Source organism: Marinobacterium marinum, from assembly GCF_013868415.1.
Taxonomy (GTDB): domain Bacteria; phylum Pseudomonadota; class Gammaproteobacteria; order Pseudomonadales; family Balneatricaceae; genus Marinobacterium; species Marinobacterium marinum.
On record NZ_JACEMT010000049.1, the window covers coordinates 125,582 to 147,101 of the forward strand.

The 21,520-nt window shown below is 56.8% G+C and carries 15 protein-coding genes; 8 read left to right on the forward strand and 7 right to left on the reverse strand.

Going from position 1 to position 21,520, the window contains the following annotated elements; translation table 11 throughout:
- Positions 1-3: 3 nt before the first annotated feature.
- The gene (locus H1S06_RS09730; RefSeq protein ID WP_181739633.1) at positions 4-1,008 is read right to left on the reverse strand and encodes an AraC family transcriptional regulator; all 1,005 of its coding nucleotides are present in this window, start codon (positions 1,006-1,008) and stop codon (positions 4-6) included.
- 241 nt (positions 1,009-1,249) lie between these two features.
- Between H1S06_RS09730 and H1S06_RS09735 the strand changes: the two genes are divergently transcribed.
- The 3 genes from H1S06_RS09735 (at position 1,250) to H1S06_RS09745 (ending at position 4,671) form a co-directional block, all read left to right on the forward strand.
- Positions 1,250-2,902: an AMP-binding protein gene (locus H1S06_RS09735; RefSeq protein WP_181739635.1), complete on the forward strand. Its 1,653-nt coding sequence runs from the start codon at positions 1,250-1,252 to the stop codon at positions 2,900-2,902.
- Between the two features lie 90 nt (positions 2,903-2,992).
- Positions 2,993-3,745 carry an electron transfer flavoprotein subunit beta/FixA family protein gene (locus H1S06_RS09740; RefSeq protein WP_181739637.1) on the forward strand — a complete coding sequence of 251 codons (753 nt, stop codon included), beginning with the start codon at positions 2,993-2,995 and terminating at the stop codon, positions 3,743-3,745.
- A complete protein-coding gene (locus H1S06_RS09745; protein WP_181739639.1) occupies positions 3,742-4,671 on the forward strand; it encodes an electron transfer flavoprotein subunit alpha/FixB family protein in 930 nt (309 codons plus the stop codon). The genes H1S06_RS09740 and H1S06_RS09745 overlap by 4 nt, the downstream gene beginning before the upstream one ends.
- A gap of 96 nt (positions 4,672-4,767) precedes the next feature.
- Here the strand turns inward: H1S06_RS09745 and H1S06_RS09750 are convergent, their stop codons facing one another.
- Complete coding sequence (locus tag H1S06_RS09750) at positions 4,768-5,079, reverse strand: monooxygenase (RefSeq protein ID WP_181739641.1); 312 nt, start codon at positions 5,077-5,079, stop codon at positions 4,768-4,770.
- A 107-nt stretch (positions 5,080-5,186) separates the two neighbouring features.
- Here H1S06_RS09750 and H1S06_RS09755 point away from each other — a divergent pair, with 107 nt between their 5' ends.
- Positions 5,187-6,008 (forward strand): M48 family metallopeptidase, encoded by an 822-nt coding sequence (locus H1S06_RS09755; protein WP_181739643.1) that lies wholly within the window; start codon positions 5,187-5,189, stop codon positions 6,006-6,008.
- 60 nt (positions 6,009-6,068) lie between these two features.
- Here H1S06_RS09755 and H1S06_RS09760 read toward each other — a convergent pair whose 3' ends face one another.
- Both H1S06_RS09760 and H1S06_RS09765 read right to left on the reverse strand, forming a co-directional pair.
- Positions 6,069-7,172, reverse strand: coding sequence for a phosphoribosylaminoimidazolesuccinocarboxamide synthase (locus H1S06_RS09760; RefSeq protein ID WP_181739645.1), 1,104 nt, complete (start codon positions 7,170-7,172; stop codon positions 6,069-6,071).
- 111 nt (positions 7,173-7,283) lie between these two features.
- Complete coding sequence (locus tag H1S06_RS09765) at positions 7,284-8,423, reverse strand: cytochrome-c peroxidase (RefSeq protein ID WP_181739647.1); 1,140 nt, start codon at positions 8,421-8,423, stop codon at positions 7,284-7,286.
- A gap of 154 nt (positions 8,424-8,577) precedes the next feature.
- On the opposite strand from H1S06_RS09765, the gene H1S06_RS09770 reads away from it, so the two are divergent.
- Positions 8,578-9,882, forward strand: coding sequence for a DUF2252 domain-containing protein (locus tag H1S06_RS09770; RefSeq protein WP_181739649.1), 1,305 nt, complete (start codon positions 8,578-8,580; stop codon positions 9,880-9,882).
- Positions 9,883-9,993: 111 nt separating this feature from the next.
- On the opposite strand, the gene H1S06_RS09775 is transcribed toward H1S06_RS09770, so the two are convergent.
- Positions 9,994-10,539 carry a hypothetical protein gene (locus H1S06_RS09775; RefSeq protein WP_181739651.1) on the reverse strand — a complete coding sequence of 182 codons (546 nt, stop codon included), beginning with the start codon at positions 10,537-10,539 and terminating at the stop codon, positions 9,994-9,996.
- Positions 10,540-10,841: 302 nt separating this feature from the next.
- Here H1S06_RS09775 and H1S06_RS09780 point away from each other — a divergent pair, with 302 nt between their 5' ends.
- The 3 genes from H1S06_RS09780 to H1S06_RS09790 all read left to right on the forward strand — a co-directional run bounded on the left by H1S06_RS09780 (position 10,842) and on the right by H1S06_RS09790 (position 14,377).
- Entirely contained in the window at positions 10,842-11,399 is a 558-nt protein-coding gene (locus H1S06_RS09780) for a TMEM165/GDT1 family protein (protein WP_181739653.1), read from the forward strand.
- 85 nt (positions 11,400-11,484) lie between these two features.
- Entirely contained in the window at positions 11,485-11,907 is a 423-nt protein-coding gene (locus H1S06_RS09785) for a hypothetical protein (protein WP_181739655.1), read from the forward strand.
- Between the two features lie 148 nt (positions 11,908-12,055).
- The gene (locus H1S06_RS09790; RefSeq protein ID WP_181739657.1) at positions 12,056-14,377 is read left to right on the forward strand and encodes a putative bifunctional diguanylate cyclase/phosphodiesterase; all 2,322 of its coding nucleotides are present in this window, start codon (positions 12,056-12,058) and stop codon (positions 14,375-14,377) included.
- Here the strand turns inward: H1S06_RS09790 and H1S06_RS09795 are convergent.
- Positions 14,335-20,688: an AAA family ATPase gene (locus H1S06_RS09795; protein ID WP_181739659.1), complete on the reverse strand. Its 6,354-nt coding sequence runs from the start codon at positions 20,686-20,688 to the stop codon at positions 14,335-14,337. The two genes, H1S06_RS09790 and H1S06_RS09795, sit on opposite strands and share 43 nt — an antisense overlap.
- The gene (locus tag H1S06_RS09800; RefSeq protein ID WP_181739661.1) at positions 20,685-21,419 is read right to left on the reverse strand and encodes a response regulator; all 735 of its coding nucleotides are present in this window, start codon (positions 21,417-21,419) and stop codon (positions 20,685-20,687) included. The genes H1S06_RS09795 and H1S06_RS09800 overlap by 4 nt, the downstream gene beginning before the upstream one ends.
- Positions 21,420-21,520 lie beyond the last annotated feature (101 nt).

The window sequence follows — 21,520 nt, forward strand, 5'->3', positions numbered from 1 at the left end:
TGCTTATCCTTCCTGTTTGCGGTATGCCAGCGGGCTGACGCCGGTCCAGTGCTTGAAAGCACGAGAGAAGGCGCCGGGTTCTGCAAAGCCCAGTTGGCTCGAGATTTCGCTGATGCTCAGGTTTTGGCGTGTCAGCATGATTATGGCTTGGTCTCGACGCAGATTGTCCTTGATGGCCTGGTAGGAGGTTCCCTCGGCTTTCAGCTTGCGTGACAGGGTATAGGATGTTGTGTGCAGTTGTTCGGAGACCCAATCCAGGTTGGGTAATCCGCCCTCATCAAAGCTCTCCAGCAGCGCGCGTACTTGAGTGGTTTGACTGTTATCGTCATCTGTCCAGATCAGCAGATCACGCGGCGAACTGAGAATGAATTCATCGACTTCGTCTGAGGTCCGGGTAACGGGCATGCTGAGATAGTTCTGACTGAAGAAAATGCTGTTGCGCGGCTGTTCAAAGTGGCATTTACAGGGGTATATGAAGCGGTATTCGTCAAAGTGAGCGGGCAGGGCGTGACTGAAATGTGCCCGGCTCAGCACGATCTTGCGTCCGATGAGCCAGCCAAGCAGTCGGTGCCAGACCATCAGTAGCCATTCGGCCATAAAGTTGTCCGGGTCCAGTTCGGGGCGATGGTGGATCAAGCTCAATTCGACTTCATCGCCCTCCCTGTTCACGCTGATCTCGATATCGTCTGAAAACAGCTGGTAGCAGCGGATACTTTGTTGAATCACCTCTTCAAGGTTGGCGCAATGGACAACCAACGAACCCATCAAGTGAAAATGGCCGATGCGGCAGGGGGCAGAAGTGCGCCCCATGAATTCGTCATTCAGCTCACGCCAGACCAGGCGAAACAGACGGATGAACTGACCCGTTCGAATACGGGCCTTGGGCTGCTGGATCAGGTCGGAGTCGATCTGACAGGCCGCCAGCAAGGCGTGGATATCCAGGCCCTGAGCCATGGGGCCATATAGAACTGCGCGGGCATAATGCGATGAAAACGTCAGGTTTTTCATGATGTTGACTGCCGAGCCGGGAATATTGTGGTGAGCCGTCCGCCAGTTTGTCGACAATTCAGCGTTGCAAAAAATGTCAATTTATCTGTTGGAAGTTGTCATTCTGTTGTTACTGATAGTTGCATTAACCTGAACCCATGCACGATGAATAAGGGATTACCCTTGTTTCTTGACCAGCTGTAATGCATGCCACAGATCTGGATGGTGGCGAGCGCCATTAGAACAATAAACGGGTTTCAGTATGGACAAAATCAGCTACAACGACTTCATTCAGGACTTCACGCCGGAGTCCATCATACAGAACTTCGTGGGTGATTTTAACGAAGGCATTAATGTCTGCGAAGAGATTTGCGACCGCTGGGCGGATGACCCGACCAGGGTAGCGTTGCGCTATGAACTGGCGGACGGTACGGGCGGGGAAATGACATTCAGAGAACTGATGCAGCGTTCCGCGCAGTTCGCCAACTTTCTCAAGTCCCGTGGTATCGGCAAGGGCGATCGTATAGCGGCCCTGCTGACACGTACCCCCGAACTGCTGATCACCGTTCTGGGTGCCATGCGTGCCGGAGCCGTATATCAGCCATTGTTCACGGCGTTCGGCTCAGGCGCGATTGAATATCGACTGGAAAAGGCTGAAACCAAACTGATCATCACCAATACGGATCAGTGGTCCAAACTGAAAGAAATCAAGGCCTTGCCTGCCACTATGCTGGTGGCTGACGCCAGTGCTCCTCAGGCTGATGAAGCTGACTTCCTGTACCATGCAACACTGGATCAGCAGTCTGATCAGTTCGAGCCGGTGAAGATTACCGGCGCAGATCCCTTCCTGCAGATGTTCACATCGGGCACTACCGGCAAATCCAAGGGTGTAGCCGTGCCGGCCAAGGCGCTGGCAGCCTTTTATGTTTACATGCGCTATGCGATTGGCCTGCGCGAAACGGACAACTTCTGGAACGTGGCCGATCCGGGCTGGGCCTATGGCCTGTATTACGCGGTAACCGGTCCGTTGTTGCTGGGTTGTACGACGCACTTTAACGAAGCCGGTTTTACGGCCGAGAACACCTTCGAGTTCCTGCGCAAGTACAGAATTACCAACCTGGCTGCTGCGCCGACCGCCTACCGCATGCTTAAAGCCCATGATGCGCTGTTGAAAGAGTACCCGGAGATTGATCTGCGGGTGGCGAACAGTGCCGGTGAACCGCTCAACCCCGAGATCGTTTCCTGGGTGCAGCGTGCCTTTGATTGTCTGGTGTGTGACCAGTATGGCCAGACCGAGACCGGTATGACGTCGGCCAATTTTCATGAACTGGAGCATCAGTTCCGTGAAGCCAGCATGGGGTATCAGCTGCCGGGCTATCGTCTGGTGGCGCTGGATGCCGACTTCAACGAAGTGGCGCCGGGTGAAAGCGGTGAGCTGGCTATCGATATGGAGAACTCGCCGCTGTACTTCTTCCAGGGGTACACCTGGGGCGAGAAGAGCCCCTATCATGGCAAGTACTACCTCACCGGTGATGTTGTGATCAGCAATGGTGACGGGTCTCACTCCTATACCGGGCGTGACGACGACATTATAGCCTCAGCCGGGTATCGCATAGGTCCCGCCGATGTGGAAAGCACTCTGCTGGAACATGAGGCGGTGGTTGAAAGTGCCGTTGTCGGGAAGCCGGATGACAAGCGTGGAGCCATCGTCAAGGCTTATGTGGTAACGCATCCTCAGTTTGATGCCGACGAAAAGCTGGCCGAGGCACTGCAGCAGCATGTGCGCCAGCGCCTGTCGACCCATGCATTCCCGCGAGAGATCGAATTTGTAACGGATCTGCCCAAAACCTCGAGTGGCAAGATTCAGCGTTTCCTTCTGCGTAAGCAGGCGGCTGAAGAAGCAACCCCGAACTGATTGGTTGGGGAGTATCCGCACTCTGAGTGAGCTTTGAGGCCTGCAAGGGCCTCCTTTTTGCAGCTGTACAAATAAGAAAAGGTAACAAGAATGAAAGTACTGGTAGCTGTTAAGCGAGTGATCGACTACAACGTCAAGGTTCGCGTCAAGTCCGACCGTTCCGATGTCGATCTGGCCAATGTCAAAATGGCCCTGAATCCCTTTTGTGAAATTGCCGTGGAAGAAGCGGTACGCTTGAAAGAAGCGGGCACCGCTTCTGAAGTGGTGGTGGTGTCGATCGGCAGCAAGGCCTGCCAGGAGCAGTTGCGCACGGCGCTGGCGCTGGGCGCGGATCGCGCGATTCAGGTAGAAGCGGCGGATCAGCCTGATGCCTTGTCTGTTGCCCGTATTCTGCAAAAAGTGGCTGAGGAAGAGTCGGCTGATCTGGTTCTGCTGGGCAAACAGGCTATCGATTCCGACAATAACCAGACCGGTCAGATGTTGGCGGCATTGATGGATCGCCCGCAGGCGACTTTTGCTTCAGAAGTAGTGGTAGAGGGCGACAGCCTGAAGGTGACCCGTGAGGTGGATGGTGGTTTGCAGACTCTGAGTCTGAAGCTGCCGGCGGTGGTGACTACCGACCTGCGCTTGAATGAGCCGCGCTATGCGTCCTTGCCCAACATCATGAAAGCAAAGAAAAAACCGCTGGACGTGAAAACGCCCGATGAGCTGGGTGTACAGCTGGCATCGGGTGCTGAGCTGATCAGTGTTGAACCGCCGGCCGAACGTCAGGCTGGTATCAAGGTTGGCTCGGTTGAAGAGCTGGTGGAAAAACTGCGCAATGAAGCAAAGGTGATCGCATGAGCATTTTGATCATTACCGAACATGACAACCAGTCCGTAAAGCCGGTTACCTTGAATCTGGTAACGGCCGCACAGCAGATTGGCGGAGAGATTGATCTGCTGGTTGCAGGTGAAAACTGTCAGGGCGCAGCGGAAGCTGCAGCCGCTATTGCCGGAGTGCGCAAGGTCATTGTGGCCGATAACGCCGCCTATGCTCATCAGTTGGCCGAGAATATCAGCAAGCTGATGGTCGAGCTGGCTGATGGCTACAGTCATATTATGGCGCCGGGTACGACGACGGGCAAAAACGTTGCGCCGAGAGTAGCGGCCCTGCTGGGTGTCAATCAGTTGTCCGATATCATTGCGGTGGAAGCGGCGGATACCTTTAAACGCCCGATCTACGCCGGTAATGCCATTGCGACCGTAAAATCGACCGATGCGGTCAAAGTGATGACCGTGCGCGGTACCGCTTTTGATGCGGCTGCAGCATCCGGCGGCAGTGCCTCAGTCGAAAGCTGTGATGCCGTACATCAGCATGCCGATGTCAGCTTTGTGGGTGAAGAGCTGGCCAAGTCCGATCGTCCTGAGCTGACAGCTGCGTCCGTGGTGATATCCGGTGGTCGTGGCATGGGGAATGGTGACAACTTCGAGTTGTTGAACAAAGTGGCCGACAAGTTGGGTGCGGCTGTTGGTGCCTCGCGTGCAGCCGTGGATGCCGGTTTTGTCCCCAACGACATGCAGGTGGGGCAGACCGGCAAGATGGTTGCGCCTGAGCTGTATATCGCGGTCGGTATTTCGGGCGCCATCCAGCACCTGGCCGGCATGAAAGATTCCAAAGTGATTGTCGCGATCAACAAGGATGAGGAAGCGCCGATCTTCCAGGTGGCCGACTATGGCCTGGTGGGCGATCTGTTTGAGGCTGTACCCGAGCTGGAAGGCCGTCTCTGAACCTGATGTGGGCTGCAGAGGCTGCGCCCGGTGGTGCGTCTTGCCTTTGCAGCGCTCGCCAGGGGTAGGGGACCAGCTGCATGGTTTGGCCGGGCTTTAGTGTCCGGTCTGACCATGGTTGATTGCGGTCAGTGCCTCGTTGATATCGAAAATACGGCTACGAATATTATCGGCGCCCATCGCCTCCACCCGCTTTGAGTGCATCTCCAGATACGCCTGTGCCGATGTTCGATCGGTAAAGTGATAAATCCCGCCTGCTGCGCCGGTTTCGGCATTTTCAGTCCATATCTTGGATATGAACCCTGGTTCCTGATTGATGGATGCCGCCAGCTCTCCGGCAGCCTGAGTCAGGTTATCGCCCAGCATCTCGGCGGGCATGGTAAAATCGATTTGCACAATAACAGCCATATCAGTACCTGCTAAATAAGGGTTTCGCACAGCTTAGTGTGCATCGGCTGTTACGACAAGAACGGGAAATATTTCCGGCCAGGGTCGGAGAAAAAGAGGAGCGAGGTATGTTGAAGCGCGTGGGTCTGGTGATCCTGCTGTCACTGGCGGCCGCTGGCTGTGCCGTATCCCCCACCGGTGAGAGAACGTTGCTGCTCAACTCTCCGGCACAGATGAATGCACTGGGCAGCCAGTCGTTTGAACAGCTTAAGAAAAAGCAGGTCATCGAGCAGGATGCGCGCATCAACCGGTATGTACAATGTGTAGCGGATGCCATCGTCATGCAGGTACCTGTTGAGTATGGATATGCGCCTCAGGACTGGGAACTGGTAGTATTCAAGGATGACTCGGTTAATGCGTTCGCGTTGCCCGGAGGCAAGGTGGGAGTACATACCGGCCTGCTGAAGGTTACCGAAAATCAGGATCAGCTGGCATCCGTGATCGGCCATGAAGTCGCGCATGTACTGGCCCAGCATAGCAACGCCCGCATGAGCCAACAGCAGGTGACGCAGCTGGGCCTGGCCGTGACCAGTATGGCATTGGCTGAGAAGGTTGATTCCAACAAGCAGCAGGCAGCTGTCATGGCGCTTGGACTGGGGGTGCAGTACGGTATTCTGTTGCCGTACAGTCGCAAGCATGAGTCCGAGGCTGATGTGTTGGGACAGGAGTTGATGGCGGAAGCTGGGTTTGATCCCCGTGAAGCGGTCAGCTTGTGGGAAAGCATGGCGGAGCAGGGTGGAAAAACGCCTCCTGAACTGTTATCAACACATCCGGCCCCCAGCACCCGTATTCGCCAACTGGATGATCAGGTGCACTATTATATGCCGTTGTATGAGGAGGCGCGTAAGGCGGGACGCCGACCGGAGTGTGATCGCTTGAAGCCGCAGTGAACCCGATATGAAAAAACCTCCGCTGCGGTGGCAGGGAGGTTTTTTCAACACGGAGATGGCTCAGTCGATCAGGCCGTACTGCTCGCGCAGGATGTCGATAATCTCCGCTTTCGGATTCTCCGACAGCTCGATCTTGTGGCCGACAACCTTTGCGGCGATATCCAGATAGGTACGTGACACGTTCATCAGTACCTCAGTCGGCAGAACGTTATCGCGGGCCAGAGCTTCGCGTTCCGGCATGCGCTCCTTGTTGAGCAGGATGTCCGGATCAGGGAAGTGGCTCAGCAACAGCTGACGGAAGCCTTCCTTCGATTGCTCGATAACCTGACCGTCACGGTAGGCGGGGCCATCCCAGATGCGGGATGAGTCCGGTGTACCGACTTCATCCATGTAGATCAGTTTTTCGTTGCCGGAAGCATCGGTGACATAGCCGAACTCGAACTTGGTGTCGACGAACACTTGATCCAGATCGGCCAGGGCATTGCTGATTACACTGAAACCCTCCTTCAGGAGTTTCTCGTACTGGGCAATGTCATCGGCGGAACGGAAACCGAAGGCTGCGAAGTTATCGACGATGTTGTCACGGGTGATGTTGACGTCATCCGCTTCCGGCACACCAGGGATGCCACGCAAAATACCCTTGGTGGACGGTGTCATCAGCAGTTCGGCCAGCTTCTGGTCCTTTTGCAGGCCTTCCGGCAGCGTAATGCCACAGAACTCGCGTTCGCCCTTGCTGTAGGCACGCCACATGGAGCCGGTGATGTACTGACGGCAGATTGCTTCGATCATCACCGGACGTGCTTTCTGCACGATCCATACGAACGGGTGCGGGATGTCGACGATATGGCTGTCGGCCAGACCCTTTTCTCGAAACAGACCGAACCAGTGATTGGAAATCGCGTTCAGAGCCGCGCCTTTGCCGGGGACGCCATTCAGCCCGTCTTCGCCGTGCCAGATACAGTCGAAGGCGGAAATGCGGTCACTGATGACCATGATCGCCAGTGGTGCATCGGGAGCTACATCGTAGCCTTTTTCTTCGATCAGACGGCGGCTGTCCGCTTCGGTCAGCCAGTAGACGGAGCGTACCTTGCCGCTGTGGACAGGGCGGTCGGTACGGATCGGCAGGTCGTTGTTCACGGCCAGAACGGATTGCGCAAGGCTCATGGTGTCACAGGTCCTGTTGCTTGGTTTGATCAGCCATCAAGGCAGACATGAATGGCGCGATTCTAGCACAAGCTCAGCTGTATTCGCGCCTGTCGTCTGCCACAAAACAGACTATTCCAGCAGGTGCTCATAGCGCTGATCGGTTAACGTTTTCAAAAACGCGACCAGGGCGTCCACGCGTTCATCTGTCAGGGCGGGACCCTGCTCAAGCTCAGTGAGCGCCAGATTGTCGGCAACTTCCGGTGCTTGCCAGACGCGGCCGGTTTCCGGGTTGTGGCGGCGGGTCGGATTGTTGTACTTGTCGTAGAACAGTACCACTGTGCGCAGATCCTTGAACACGCCATTGTGCATGTATGGCCCTGTGACAGCGACATTGCGCAGGGTTGGAGTCTTGAATTTTCCGGCCTGGGCCGGGTCGTTAATGGCCGGGTTGTCCAGCAACCCGCGATCGACATGTGCCGTATCCGTGCCATTGGCCGTCCGCAGAGCCCTGTTGGCGGGCGTGCCGATGTTGCGATACTGGTAATTGGTGAAGGTTTCGGTACGGGAGCGGGCGCTGGTGCGAAGCTGGTGGCATTGGTTGCAGTTGGTGAACTGCTGCGAGAAGAACAGCAGGCGTCCCAGCTCTTCCTGGTCGCTGAGCTTGGCCTCGCCACGCAGAAAACGGTCATATTTGGAATCGAAGGGCGCGAACAGGGCGGTCTTTTCGAACGCCTCCAGGCTGTCGCTCATGGCCGTGTAGGCCTGTTCGGTCCGGTCCAGAATGCCGGCACCGAACAGCGCGTTGAACTGGCGAACATACTCGGGGTTTTCCTTCAGTCGGGCGATGACGCTGGCCTTGTCGGGCATGCCCATCTCGATCGGGTTCAAAGGCGGCCCCCCGGCCTGCTCGGACAGGGTCGCGGCACGACCATCCCAGAATTGCCCTCCCACCCATTCGCCATTGGCCTTGCGGTGGAAGGTCGGGCTGAAACCGGCATAACTGGCGGTGGGGGCATTGCGGTCGCCCAGTGAATGTCCGTCATCGCCAAGCGAGGCACCCAGCTCGGTACCGGGTCGATTGTCACTGAACCCCTGGGCCGGTGAATGGCAGCTGGCGCAGGATTGACTGCGATTTTGGGACAGGCTGACGTCGAAGAACAGTTGCTGTCCCAGTTGAGCCTGGCGTTCTTCAAACGCTGGATCCTTCGCATGAGCGGTGAGGGCTGTCAGGCCCAGGGCGAGCAGTAATGGCAGGTGTTTTGCCTTCATGATGATAAAACCTGATTATCAAAATCATTCTCATTAGTGATGCTAATGGTACCATGCTGGCTATCGATACGCATTGATAAGATGTTGGCGGTTTGATCCGTCACACGGCTGCGTTAAGGTGTGGCCTTTTCATAAGTACAGCCGGAGACCGTTAATGCGTGCTGCAACCGCACACAACCGTGAACAGCAAGTGATTGAGGCGTTGGAAGGATTCAATGCTGGCCTGAATGAAGTCGATAAGCGCCAGAAGTACGAGCGCATGGCAGAGTCGGCGTTCAGTTTTTTCCGTGGCAGCAATCATCTTTATTGGCAGGACCTGTACCGGGATTGGCATTTCTCTTTGTTCGGCGGTACGACCGAAACGCAGACCTGGCTGCAGGGAGACGCCCATCTGCACAACTTTGGCGCGTATGGCAGTCACGATGATTGTGTGCGCTTTGGGCTGGATGATTTTGATGACGGCATTGTAGGGGATTATCAATATGACCTCTGGCGTTTGCTGGTCAGTCTGGTGCTAGCTCTGCGAGAAAACGGTGCGTTCAAGCCGGCGGTGCAACCTGAAGTTTTGAAAACGCTGATCGACAGTTATTTACAGACGTTGCAGCAGGATGTGGCAGAGGCCTCAGACTGGGTCGCCACTGCGCAAACGACGGATGGGCGGCTGCAGGCATTCTTGATTCGGGTCGCGGAAAAGAAAGGGCGCAAGCGCATGCTGCAGAAGTGGACTTGCCTTGACGCAGGTGAGCCGCGCCGTTTTATTACCGACCATCCCAAGCTGGCACCATTGTCGGAGTCTGAGAGAACGGCCCTGAGTCAGGCGCTGATCGAGTATCAGGCAACCCTGGGGGATCAGGTACCGGGACACAGTCATCAGCATTTCAAGGTGAAGGATCTGGCGCGGCGCTTGAACGCAGGGACTGGGTCGCTGGGCAGTGATCGGTTTTATGCTCTGGTGGAAGGGCAGGGGGAAGCCGATCATGATGATGTGATCCTTGACATCAAGGCGCAGCAGCCTCCGGCCGCCTGGCGGGTGATGAGTGCCACCGAGCGGGCCGAGTACGAGCAGATGTTTTGCCATGAAGGCGAGCGTCATGCGCTGGCATTTCAGGCAATGGCGCGTCACCCGGACCCTTATGTAGGCTGGTTGCAGCTGGGGGAGCAGGTGTTTTCGGTGCGGGAACGTTCACCGTTCAAGGCGGACTACCCCGTTGATAAGCTGCATAAGCCCAAGCACTGGCACCATCAGGCTGAAATATGGGGGCGCATCCTGGCAGCATCCCACCTGCGCGGGGCCGCTGCCCTGGGTGAACAAGGTGCTGAGGTGTTTGCGAATGCGGTTTTGCAGCTCAGCCTGCCACGGCGTGAGGCCTTTACCGCGCTGTTGCTGAGCATGGCACAGGCCTATGCCGATTGTGTGCAAAACGACTACGCAAGCTATTGCCGGTATCTGGGGCGCTGATCCAGAGCCTGGTGTGTTTGTTCAACCGGGATGCCCTGGATACGCGCTGCGGGAGCTTCTTGGCTCCCGTTCCCGGACGTCTGCTGTTGACTGGGTGGCAGCGCTGCAACCTTACTGGATGACGACCAGTTCGCGCAGTTTTTCCAGCTCCTCGATTCGCTTGCGGGTTTCATCGATAAAAGCCTGACCGGCGGCGAAGCGGGCAACTTCGCCATCCTTGTCATTCAGAAAGGCGCGGGTCATTGCTTCGGCGCGCTGATCCAGCCAGAGGTTCTGCTTTTCTACCTCGCGACGCTGGGCTGCTTCCGGCAGGTAGTCCAGCGTATCCTTAAACAGCAGATACAGTTGTGTATCCCACAGGTAGGCAATACTGGACAGGGTATGGTTCTTGGCTTTCTGGGTTTCTTCCAGCGCCATTTGTGCTTCCAGTTGGGCGATTGGCTGGTCCAGTTTGGGTTCCCAGTTCAGGTCGGCACTGGCCGGCAGGGTAGCCTTGGTCAGGCGTGCCTGGGGTCGGCTTTCGGGAGCTGCCGAAACGGCAACCTCGGGCTCGGCCTTGGGAGCGGAGTCGCCAAAAGGCAGCGACAGTGTTTGGCACCCGGCCAGAGTGAGGCTGAACATGAGGCAGGCAGCAGCTGATCCCTGTCGTACAGTCATTGGTAATCCTTAAATCGAGAAAGTGGCTGGCCTGCCATTTTACCCGAGCCAGAGCTGCAGGCCAGCGCTTAGGGCTATTTGCCAGCAGGATTTTGAGCTGCTAGTATCGCGCCTGCTCTTGGGGGAGTAATCTTCTGTCCGACGATCAGTCGGCGGAGTGTCTGTCAACATAATTGAGCCTCATGCTCATGGCAGTCACGTCCTGCTACCGGGATTGATGAGACCTGAGACATGACGCGCTGACCTGGTGGGCCGGTGTGTTATGTCTTATGGAATCAATAAGCCCACCCGGATCTGTTTCAATGGACGCATTCCTGTCTTCAACCCTTGCGGTTGCCATCGCCGAGATTGGCGATAAAACTCAACTTCTGACGCTGTTTCTGGCTGCTCGTTTTACTCAGCGCAATGCCATCATTCTGGGTATCCTGGTTGCCACGTTGCTGAATCATGCCTTGTCGGCCTGGTTTGGAGCCTGGCTGGTGCAGTGGATACCGGAAAACTGGGCGCCCTGGATTATCGGACTCAGCTTTATTGCCGTTGGCTTGTGGGTATTGATTCCGGATAAGGACGATGATGATGAAACCGGTGTTTTGCAATACGGTGCTTTCATCGCGACCTGCATTCTGTTTTTTATTGCCGAGATGGGAGACAAAACTCAGGTTGCAACCGTGATTCTTGCGGCCCGTTATGACAACCTGTTCTGGGTTATCATGGGTACAACGGTCGGGATGATGCTGGCCAATGTGCCGGTTGCCTATGCCGGTAATTGGTTGATGCAGAAGATTCCGCTGGATTTGGCTCGGTGGTCGGCTTGCATTCTGTTTGTCGGCCTGGGTGTACTGTCCATTGTTGCGATTTGATGGTGTGCATCCATTCATACAACGCTCAGTTATGACGTTTATACTGCTGATCATCAACTGAGTGCCTGATATAGGAGTATATAAAATGAAAATGTTTACAGTATTGGGATCAGCTGTGCTGGCATCTTCAGTGTTGTTGGTTGGATGTGGCGATGAGCAGAAAGCGGCCGAGAAACAGCCGGAAGCTCCCGTCGTCGAGCAGGAGGCGGTTGCGCCATCTGCCATGGATACGTTGAAAAAAGAAGCGGGTGAAACCCTGGATGCTGCAGGTGAAGTCGTTAAGGAAGCGGACGCAGACGCACGTGAAATGGCGGGTGAAATGAGCGAAAAGGCTTCTGAGATGGGTGAAAAACTCAAGGAAGATGCCGCACAGGCTTATGACCAGGCTGAGCAGGATGTACGTGATCTGGGTGAAAAGGCAGCGGATAAGGCGGCTGACCTGGAGCAGCAGGCACGCGAAAAAATCGATTCCATGCAGAAGGATGACGAAGCGGAAAACACACTGTAATTTCCCTTCTCCGGATAGTCTCTGTAACGCGGCCTTCGGGTCGCGTTTTTTGTCATCAGTCCTTCACCTTTATGTGCTAGTTTTCGCCTCGGTGTCGCTTTATTAATACAAAGTGATTTTTTTGACCAGAGGTGAACAGGATGTCTGCTTGAGCCCCCCCTTGGAACGTGATCCGGTATCGATGACGCCCCCGCAATGGGGTGTGGCGTTGTTTGCCTTGTTGGTACTGGGTGCGGTATGGCTGTTTATGGCATACCAACTGAAGGATAACCGTGAACAGGTCGAAGCCCGCCAGACGGCGACGCTGGCAAACTTGTCTTTTATTGTTGCCGAAAATCTGGGGCAGCTGCTGGACCGTGCCAGGACCCTGCGCATGCTGGTATGCGATGTCCGGGAAGGGCATATCAGTGGTGGCGATGCCGGTATTGCGGCTCTGATTCTGTCTGATCCGGTTTTTACCCGCCTCAGTTTATATGATGCTCGGGGGGCGTTGAATTACAGCTCCTCTGCAGGCGCGCCGGAACAGCTGGATGCGGCATGGCGTGTCGCACCTGATCAGGATACGGCTGATATCCGGGTGTTGCCGTCAGCGGCCTGGCAACAACAGGATTCCCTGCCCCTGTTATTGCCGGATCAGTCTGGAGGGGAGAGCAGCTTTCTCCTGCTTGAGCTGGATCTGGGTTATTTCCTCAAACTGTATCAAAAGCTGGATTTTGGTGCTCAAGCCAGTATCCAGTTGTTGTCTGCCTCTGGCCAGACCCTGGCACAGGTGGATGCCGGAGGGTTGGTGGTGGAGGGCGGGGATTTGGACAACAGCCTGATTACAAACTCCCGGCTGCAGTCGGGCCGGTTCATAAATCGGGGCGAGGCGGGCGGCGCAACGCTGGTCGGTTATTTTCAGCGTCTTGAATCCTTTCCGTTTGCAGTGGTTATCCGCCAATTGGAAAGCGACCTTTTGGCTCACCATCAGGCGCAGCGCTCCCGCTATATCCTGACGGTTTTGCTGCTCAGTGGGGTCGTTTTGGCCGGGGTAGCCTGGCTGCTGAGAACGATGCATGGGCGAGATGCTCACCTGTGGGCACTGGAGCGTTCCGAGCAGCGCAATCTGGCATTGTTGGAGCGTTTGCAGAAAGAACATCGACAAACGCTGGAAGCAGCGTCACGTGATGCCTTGACCGGTTTGTACAACCGGCGGCTGTTTATGGAGCTGGCGTACTCTCATTTGTTGGGGGCCAAGCGGCAAGGGCGTTTTGCTGCAGTTCTGTTTATTGATCTGGACCGGTTCAAGGCGATTAACGATAGCCTCGGTCACAAGGTGGGCGATCTGTTGCTGCAGGCGGTTGCCGGGCGTTTGAATAGCTGCTTGCGCGAAAGTGATATCGTCAGTCGTTTTGGCGGCGACGAATTTGTGGTGATGCTGACCGGTGTTAAACGCCGAGATGACATTGCGCCTCGAGTGCAGCAGCTGGTAGATATCCTGGCCGCGCCTTATGCCGAACTGGAAGGGTCGGGTCTATCGACAAGCCCCAGTATCGGTATTGCGTTGTCGCCTCAGGATGGCATGGATATCGAAACACTGGTCAAGCATGCCGATATGGCGATGTATACGGCCAAGCGTGGGGGGCGAGGGCGGTATGCCCTTTTCGATACGGCGCCGAGTGCGCGAGACCTGAATACGGTTGGATTGGCAGAACAGCTGCCGAGTGCGATCACCCGGCAGCTGGAGATTCATTTGCAGCCTCGCCTGCTGTTGCCGGATTACCGGCTGGCGGGGTTTGAAGCGCTGGTTCGATGGGAACACCCTGACTTTGGTTTGTTGCCGCCGGCGCAGCTGCTGCCGTTGGCGGAAGCACAGGGGTTGATGGCGGAGGTGACGTGTCAGGTGATTCGCAAGGTGTGCGAACAATGGCAGCTGTGGCGGCAGGAAGGTACGACGGTTGTGCCGGTCGCGGTCAATCTCGGTCTGTCGCAGTTGCAGGATGCGGATTTGCCACAACGGATCATCGGTCTTCTGGATGACTACGGTGTTGAGTATGCCTGGCTGGAGTTGGATGTGAACGAGGCCGACCTGAAACAGTTGCAGCCGGAACAGCTGGATCAGCTACGAGCACTGCGCCAGCTGGGTATTGGTCTGAATATCGATGATTTCGGCAGCTGCGGTCTGAGTCCCGAGCAGCTGCGCCGACTGCCGTTCAATCGTATCAAGCTGGCGCAGTCGTTTATTCGTGATATTTACAACAGCTATGACGATAATGTGCTGTTGTCAGCTACGATTTCACTGGCTCAGCGGCTGGGCCTCAAGGTAACAGCCAAGTGCCTGGAAACCCCGGATCAGTTGGTTTACTTGAAGCTGGCGGGGTGTGATGAGGTGCAGGGCCACTTGCTCAGTCGGGCATTGAGTGCCAGTGAAGTGCGCACGTATCGGCGTCAGACCGAACCGGTATCCGGTGTATCCGGCGGAATGCTGTAGTGCGTCCACAAGGTGGTGAGGCTGTACTGACACAACTGCTGCAATTCGTTCAGATCTGTGGGTGAGGCCGTGACGCGCTCCAGTTGGCGGCTCAGGGCGGAGGCCTGACTCAAGCCGAAATTGCCCAGTGTTCCAGCCAGCTTGTGCAGCAGTGCCGACTGTTCGGGCGGTTTGGCCCGAGACAGTTGCTGCAGCAGTTCCTGGCACTGGGATCGCATCTGCAGGCAGAGCTGGTTGAAGCGGGTGCGACCCAACATTTTCAGATGCTGATCGAGGAGGCTGTGGTCGAGCGGCAAGGAGTGTGGCTCAGGCTGTTGCTTCGCATCAATTGTATGGCAGGCGGGCAGCAGCAGTCGGTTCAGCTCATCGAACTGCAGTGGTTTGCTGACCACAGCATCCATGCCGGCCTGCTGATAACGGCGTACCTCGGTGGGTGTCACTGATGCGGTCAGCGCAATAATTCGGATGCCGGCGCGGGCAGGGTCGGGATGCTGTCGCAGACGGCGTGTAGTCTCTATCCCATCCATATCCGGCAAATGAATATCCATCAGCACAAGGTCGTAATGATGGTCGTTATGCATCGACAGTGCGGTGTAGCCGTCGTCGGCGATGCTGACGCTGTGTCCCTCGGCCTCCAGCAGCCCCCGTGTTACCTGCTGATTGATCGGAGTATCTTCCACCAGCAAGATGTCCAGACAAGACTTGGCAGGGGCGGGCGGGGCATCAGGCAGTCCGGGCGCGCGGGGGGCGTCTGTGGCCTGGAGATACTCAAGCTCTACCCAGAAGCGGCTGCCGCTGTCGGGCTGACTGTCAAAGCCGATGCTTCCGCCCTGCAGTTCTGCCAATCGTTTACAAATGGACAGGCCCAGGCCCGTGCCGCCGAAGCGGCGGGTGATGGAGCTGTCGGCCTGACTGAAGTGCATGAAGATGCGTGAATGTGCCGCCGGGGGGATACCAATGCCGCTGTCTTCCACGGCAAACTGCAGGCGACAGTGTGCCGCGTTATGAGCGGGCAGCGGTCGTACCTTGATCAGAACATAACCGGATTGGGTGAATTTCAGTGCATTGGTGCAGAAATTCAAGAGGATCTGGTTCAGTGCACGCGGGTCGCCAAGAAGTCTGTCGGGCAGGTCAGGGTCCAGGCGCATGATCAGCTCCAGGCGTTTGTCTTGGGCCATGGGGTGCAGCAGCAGGCGCAGCCGTTCCAGCAGTTCGTGCAGGCTGAACGTCACCTGCTCCAGCTCCATTTGTCCCGCTTCAATCTTGGTGAAGTCGAGGATATCGTTCAGGATGCTCAGCAGTGATTGACCGGAGCGGTAAATGGAATCCACCTGCTGCTGTTGTTCGGGGCTGAGCGTTGAGCGCATCAATAGCTGCGCCATGCCGAGAATGCCGTTCATAGGGGTGCGGATTTCATGACTCATGGTCGCCAGAAAATGGCTTTTGGCTTCACTGGCCGCTTCGGCCTTTTCCCGTGCCAGTTCGGCCTGCTCCTTGGCCTTGCGTTCACTGATATCGGTCAGTGAGCCTTCGTAGTACCTCAGGTTTTGCTGCTCGTCGGTAATACGGTGGGCCGAGATGGAGATAAAGGCTTCACTGCCATTGCTGCGCCGCCAGCGGGTTTCAAAGTTCAGGACCCGCTCGTCACGGTTGAGCCGGGCGAGAAACTGGCGGCACTCCTGGCGGTCAATGAAACAGTCCCGACTGACATAGGTTACGGTACTCAAGAAGGCCTCGGCGCTGGGGTAGCCGAGCAGCTTGACCAGTGCCGGGTTGGCCGACAGAAAGCGACCTCGTCGATTGATACGGAAGATGCCTTCGCTGGAGTTTTCAAACAGGGAGCGGTATTCCTGTTCGGATTGTTCAAGGCTTTGGTACAGCTTGGCGTTCTCGATGGATATGGCTGCCTGAGATGCAAGAATCTGCAGGGTTTTCAATCGGTCCGGATTGAAAATGTTGCGGCTTTCCGAGTGCTCCAGGTAGAGAATCGCGGTGAGCGCTCCATGGTAGAGAATGGGGATGGACAGCAGGGAGCGGGGCTCGTGTTGGCGGATATACGCATCTTGCTGAAAGGTCGGGTGTTCGATAGCGTTACCCAGGACCACTGCATCCTTGGTGCGGGCTACGTAATGGACGATGCTCAGCGGCAACAGGGCACCGCTCTGTTCCAGGGGCTGAGAGTGAAACAGGCGCGGAGTCTGGTTCAGACAGATTTCCGCTTCCAGAAACAGTCCCTTGTGACGGCGCAAGACCAGGATGGCCCGTTGGGCACCTGCATTCTGCAGGGCCAGTTGCATCAACCGCTGCAGCAGTCGTTCCAGTACAATTTCATCCGAAATTGCTTGGGAAGCGTGGATTACCGAGTTGATGTCGATGGCCTGGTTATCCAGCATTGGCCTGACGGTCGAAGGGGACGAAGGGCGAGGGTCATCCAGGTACCGTAAGGGGCGCTCCAGCGTGAAGGGGTAGCAGGTCTGCATCTGTTCGAGCTTGGCGCGACCGCCCCAGTCTGCGTAGCGTTCATAAGCGTCCTGCAGATAGGTGCGGGCGATGCTGGGTTTGCCCCAGGCCAGATAAAACTGCCCGGCCAGCTCGGTAGCCATGGCCTCGGCCAGCACGAATCCCTGCAGGCGAGCCTGCTCGATCGCCTGTTCGTACAGGTCCATGGCCTTGGTGTGACGATTCTGGCTGCGATAGATTTCGGCTTCCAGCAGGTCGGCATAGTGACGCTGGTTTTCCGGTGAAAAGCGTGCCAGCTTGCGCAGGTAGCGCAATGTTTGCCGAACCTTTTTCAACCGGCCGGGCTGCTGCAGAATGCTGGTTTCGGGCAGCAGGGCAAGGATGCTCAGCGCGTTGATCAGCAGTAGCCAGGAAACCGTCAATGTGCCACTGATCGAGGCGCGCAGTTCCAGGCCGGCTTCGCTGTGGCGGTAGGCGCTGGTGTGATCACCGAACAGGTGGCAGAGCAGGCTCTTGTAAAAGTGGTGCAGGCTGATAGCGGTACGGTGATCTTCCCGTTTCAGTTCGGCCAGATCACGTTCCTGGTGGTAAAAACGGCCGTCGAAGCGGGTCGGGTCCGTGCATTTGCCACGCAGGTTCTCCATCGTTTGCAGGACGAAGCGTGAATACTGCAGGGACTGTTGCTGGCGCGACAGTTTCAGTTGTGCCGCATACTGTTCCAGGCGTGGCTGTAGCTCGTCCAAGTTGCGGCAGAGTGGAAAGGCATACTGAATATAGGCTGCCAGTGCATAGGCACTCCATTCCAGATCGCCACAGTCAAGTGCCAGCTGGTGCGCATTGAGCAGTGATTCCATGCAATTTCGCAGGGGTTCGCGATAGTGGCGAATATAACTGTTGAACAACGAAAGCGTGCGATGGTGTGTGAGCATCGACGGCTGCTGCCGGTCCAGCTGCAGTGCCAACTTGCCCAGTCGGTAACCCTGTTCGATGGCGTTGAACTGACCACACAAAACACCGCCGTAGCCTGCGAATGCCAGGCCGGCAGCCGGGTTCAAGCCGTACTTGAGGGTGAGTTCCACCTGTCGCGCCATGACCAGGGGGCGCAGTTCTGAACTGGAAAACTTGATTGCACCAAACATGCAGGCCAAGATCGGCATGGCGGCCAGCAGCTCGGGACTGGTCATGTTGGGCAGTTGCAAAATCTTGTCTTCAGGTGTGCGGCGCAGCAGCCACTGCGTGCGTCCCAGTGCAAATGCCAATTGTTTGTCGCGGGGCTTCTCCGGGATAGTGACGCCCAGTTGTTGCAGGGCCATCCGGGCGGTTTGCAGGGCCTGATGGAATTCGTTGTTGGCAACCTGAAACTGGATCTGGATCTCGTACACTCGGATACGGTCCAGCAGTCGAACCGCATGGGCTTCAACCGTGCGCACAAGCTCCAGCATACGATCCAGCTGTCCCTTGATATTGGCCAGTGCGGCAGCGGCCGTGTGCAACTCCAGAGTGAGGGCATAGTCGTTTTGCCAACTGTTGTCTGGCAGCAGGGACAGGCCGGTATTCAGATAGTCCATGGCCGAATCGAATGCTGCCGATTCTTTGGCTTTGAGGCCAGCCCGCAGATTCAGGCGGGCCAGTTGCAGACGTTCATCGTCGGACGCTAGATGCTGCTGTGCCAGATTCAGATGATTGCTGATTTCGAAAATACGACTGTCGATTTCGTCGGGCGAGAGACTGTGTTGCAGCTGGCGCCCAATCTGGAGGTGTAGCTGCTCCAGTGCGGCATGATCAATCAGGGAGTAGGCCGCTTGTTGGACCCGGTCATGGACGAATCGGAACCGGGTGCGTTCGGGTTCCAGGTTCTGGAACAGACGGTAGCTGTCGTCCTGAGGGATGATCAGCCCCTCGGCGAGGGCGGGCCAGAGCCGTGTCGAAGCGTCTCGCGGCTGCAGCCCGCTGACAACCGACAGCGTATGCAGATTGAAGCTGCCGCCGATGCAGGCTGCCAGTGGCAGTATCATCTGACTGGTTTCAGGCAGACGCTGGATTTTGCTGACCATGAGTTCGATGACGTTGTCGGTCATCTCTTGGGCGCGGATGGCACCTTCGTTCCATTGCCAGCGCTGCTCGCGAAAGCTGATCAGTCCGTCCTGGTGCAGCGCGTGCAGGAACTGGCCAAGAAAAAACGGGTTGCCCTGCGTTTTTGCCAGGCAAGCCTGTGCCAGAGAGCGGCAGCTGGCCGGTTCGACACGCAAGGTATCGGCCACCAGTTGGTTGATCTCGTTCAGTTGCAGGGGGTGCAGGGCCATTTCCAGTGGCGGGCGTTTGGTCTTGTGTAATTGAGCCAGCAGGGTCAATAGGGGGTGTGAAGGGCTCAGCTTGTGATCACGATAACTGCCGATCAGCATCAGGCCGGGCGGAGGCGTGACACTGACCAGTTTTTCGATCAGGTGCAGCGAGGCCAGGTCAGCCCAGTGCAGGTCATCCAGAAACAGCACCAGAGGCTGCTCGGGGGTAGCCAGAAGGCGCAGCATCTGGATGAAAATATGAGAAAACCGGTTCTGTTCTTCCAGAGATGGCAGGGGAGGCAGAACAGGCTGGTTGCCGATGATCAGTTCCAGTTCGGGAATCAGTTTGATCAGTACCTGCGCATGAGTGCCGATACCGTCATGCAGGCGTTTGCGCCAGCGGGCGATGCGTTCTTCCGGTTCGGTCAGCAGTCGACGTACCAGTCCTTGCAGAGCCTGAACGATGGCGTAGTAGGGGCGGTTGCGTCGGAATTGGTCGAATTTTCCGGCGTTGAAACTGCCGCCCTGTTCGTTCACGTACTGCCGTAGTTCGTTGACCAGACTGGTTTTGCCGACACCTGCGTAGCCGGTGATCAATACAAAGGGGTGGCCTCCGCGACGACAGCTGTCGTATTGCTCGCGCAGTTGGGCCAGCAGCGGCTGGCGGCCATACAGGCGTTGCGGAATCTGGAAGCGGGCCGACAGGTCGTGTGTACCAGGCTGGAAGCGCAGGTCGTATTCCTGGCACTGATGCGCCTGCAGACAGCGCTTGAGGTCATGGATCAGGCCCACGCTGGACTGGTAGCGCTGGGCGGCATCCTTGGACAGCAGCTTCAGGATAACCTGGGACAGCATTTCGGGCAGCTGGGGGTTGATCTGATGCGGGGTACGCGGCTGCTTGGCGATCTGGTCATGTACCAGGGTCGTGCCGTCGTCGCTGGCGAAAGGGGGACGTCCGGTCATCAGCTCGTACAGTGTAGCACCCAGACTGTAGTAGTCGCTGCGGTAGTCGATGCTGCGGTTGATGCGCCCGGTCTGTTCCGGGGCGATGTAGGCCAGCCCGGCCTGGTCAAGATGCGGTGTGTGCCAGTTGGCCTGTTCACGGCTTAATGAGGTGCTGCGAGAAAAGCCGATCAGCTCGACCATGCCTGTCTCGGGATTCAGCAGCAGGTGGTCCGGGGTGATCTGTTTGTGAGTGATGCCCGCTTCGTGCAGGCGACCCAGCAACTCGCTGATTCTAATCGCTACGGTCAGCCATTCGGACCAGGTCAGCCGTTGTTCGCTGAGCAGTTGGCGGAGCGAGCGTGAGCCCGAGTCGAGATATACGATTGCGGGTCCCGACTCCAGCTGTAGCCATGTCAGAGGCTTGATCAGGCCGCTGATACTGAGTCGTGACAGGATGTCATATTCATGCTGAAAACGGCTCAGCCGATCACGGTTACAGTGGTTGCGATCCAGCTGCTTGATCACCACATCCCGATTGTCCTGCAGTTGCACGGCTCGGCTGACACGGCAATCTTCGGTGGCGTGCAGTTGCCGGTAAACGCGGTAGCCATCGGGCGTTTTCATGAGGTGCTGCTGCCGGCAAACATGTAGCCGGCACCATGTGCCGTCAGAATGAGCTGGGGATTGGACGGGTTGTCGCCCAGCTTGCGGCGCAGGCGCCCGATCAATACATCAACGGAGCGATCATTGGGTGTCCACTCGCGATCATGGATTGCATCCATGAGTTGGTCGCGCGAAAGCACCTGGCCGGAGTGGTGAATCAGGGTCTGCAGCAGTTTAAACTCGCCCTCGGGCAGACGCTCCGGTCGGCCATCGGGGCTGACCAGTTGCCGCTTGTGAGGGTCCAGCTGCCAGCCCTCGAAGGCGTAGCCGTTGTGCTGGCGTCGGTTATCACCGGGATCACGGGCATCGGGGCTGAACATGCGCCAAAGCAGATTCTTGGCCCGTACCAGCAGCTCGCGTGGATTGAATGGCTTGGTGACATAGTCGTCGGCACCCAGCTCCAGGCCCACGATGCGGTCGATCTCATCCCCCTTGCTGGTCACCAGAATAATGCCGACGGGCGAGTTGGCGCGCAACTCCCGTGTTACGGTCAGACCGTCCTTGCCGGGCAGATTAATGTCGAGCAGCACCAGATCGACCGATTCCTGACTGATACGCTTATTCAGTTGATCGGCATTGTCAGCTTCCGAAACCCGGTAACCGGCCTGTTCGAAATAGCTGACCAGCAGGGAGCGGGAGGCCAGGTCATCTTCAACGATCAGAATGTGAATGTCGGCAGGTGTATGTTTCATCGAGGGGCCTCTTGGCTGTCAGGCACGATGGGGTTGGTGTGTGAGGTGGGCAATATCAACCGAGTGACAGTAAAGTGAAAGTCATTTTTACATTTTGTTAC

Bases quoted from the DNA above. Each gene is read 5' to 3' on its own strand.
- H1S06_RS09730 (WP_181739633.1), bottom strand. From the start codon at position 1,008: ATGAAAAACCTGACGTTTTCATCGCATTATGCCCGCGCAGTTCTATAT.
- H1S06_RS09735 (WP_181739635.1), top strand. From the start codon at position 1,250: ATGGACAAAATCAGCTACAACGACTTCATTCAGGACTTCACGCCGGAG.
- H1S06_RS09740 (WP_181739637.1), top strand. From the start codon at position 2,993: ATGAAAGTACTGGTAGCTGTTAAGCGAGTGATCGACTACAACGTCAAG.
- H1S06_RS09745 (WP_181739639.1), top strand. From the start codon at position 3,742: ATGAGCATTTTGATCATTACCGAACATGACAACCAGTCCGTAAAGCCG.
- H1S06_RS09750 (WP_181739641.1), bottom strand. From the start codon at position 5,079: ATGGCTGTTATTGTGCAAATCGATTTTACCATGCCCGCCGAGATGCTG.
- H1S06_RS09755 (WP_181739643.1), top strand. From the start codon at position 5,187: ATGTTGAAGCGCGTGGGTCTGGTGATCCTGCTGTCACTGGCGGCCGCT.
- H1S06_RS09760 (WP_181739645.1), bottom strand. From the start codon at position 7,172: ATGAGCCTTGCGCAATCCGTTCTGGCCGTGAACAACGACCTGCCGATC.
- H1S06_RS09765 (WP_181739647.1), bottom strand. From the start codon at position 8,423: ATGAAGGCAAAACACCTGCCATTACTGCTCGCCCTGGGCCTGACAGCC.
- H1S06_RS09770 (WP_181739649.1), top strand. From the start codon at position 8,578: ATGCGTGCTGCAACCGCACACAACCGTGAACAGCAAGTGATTGAGGCG.
- H1S06_RS09775 (WP_181739651.1), bottom strand. From the start codon at position 10,539: ATGACTGTACGACAGGGATCAGCTGCTGCCTGCCTCATGTTCAGCCTC.
- H1S06_RS09780 (WP_181739653.1), top strand. From the start codon at position 10,842: ATGGACGCATTCCTGTCTTCAACCCTTGCGGTTGCCATCGCCGAGATT.
- H1S06_RS09785 (WP_181739655.1), top strand. From the start codon at position 11,485: ATGAAAATGTTTACAGTATTGGGATCAGCTGTGCTGGCATCTTCAGTG.
- H1S06_RS09795 (WP_181739659.1), bottom strand. From the start codon at position 20,688: ATGAAAACGCCCGATGGCTACCGCGTTTACCGGCAACTGCACGCCACC.
- H1S06_RS09800 (WP_181739661.1), bottom strand. From the start codon at position 21,419: ATGAAACATACACCTGCCGACATTCACATTCTGATCGTTGAAGATGAC.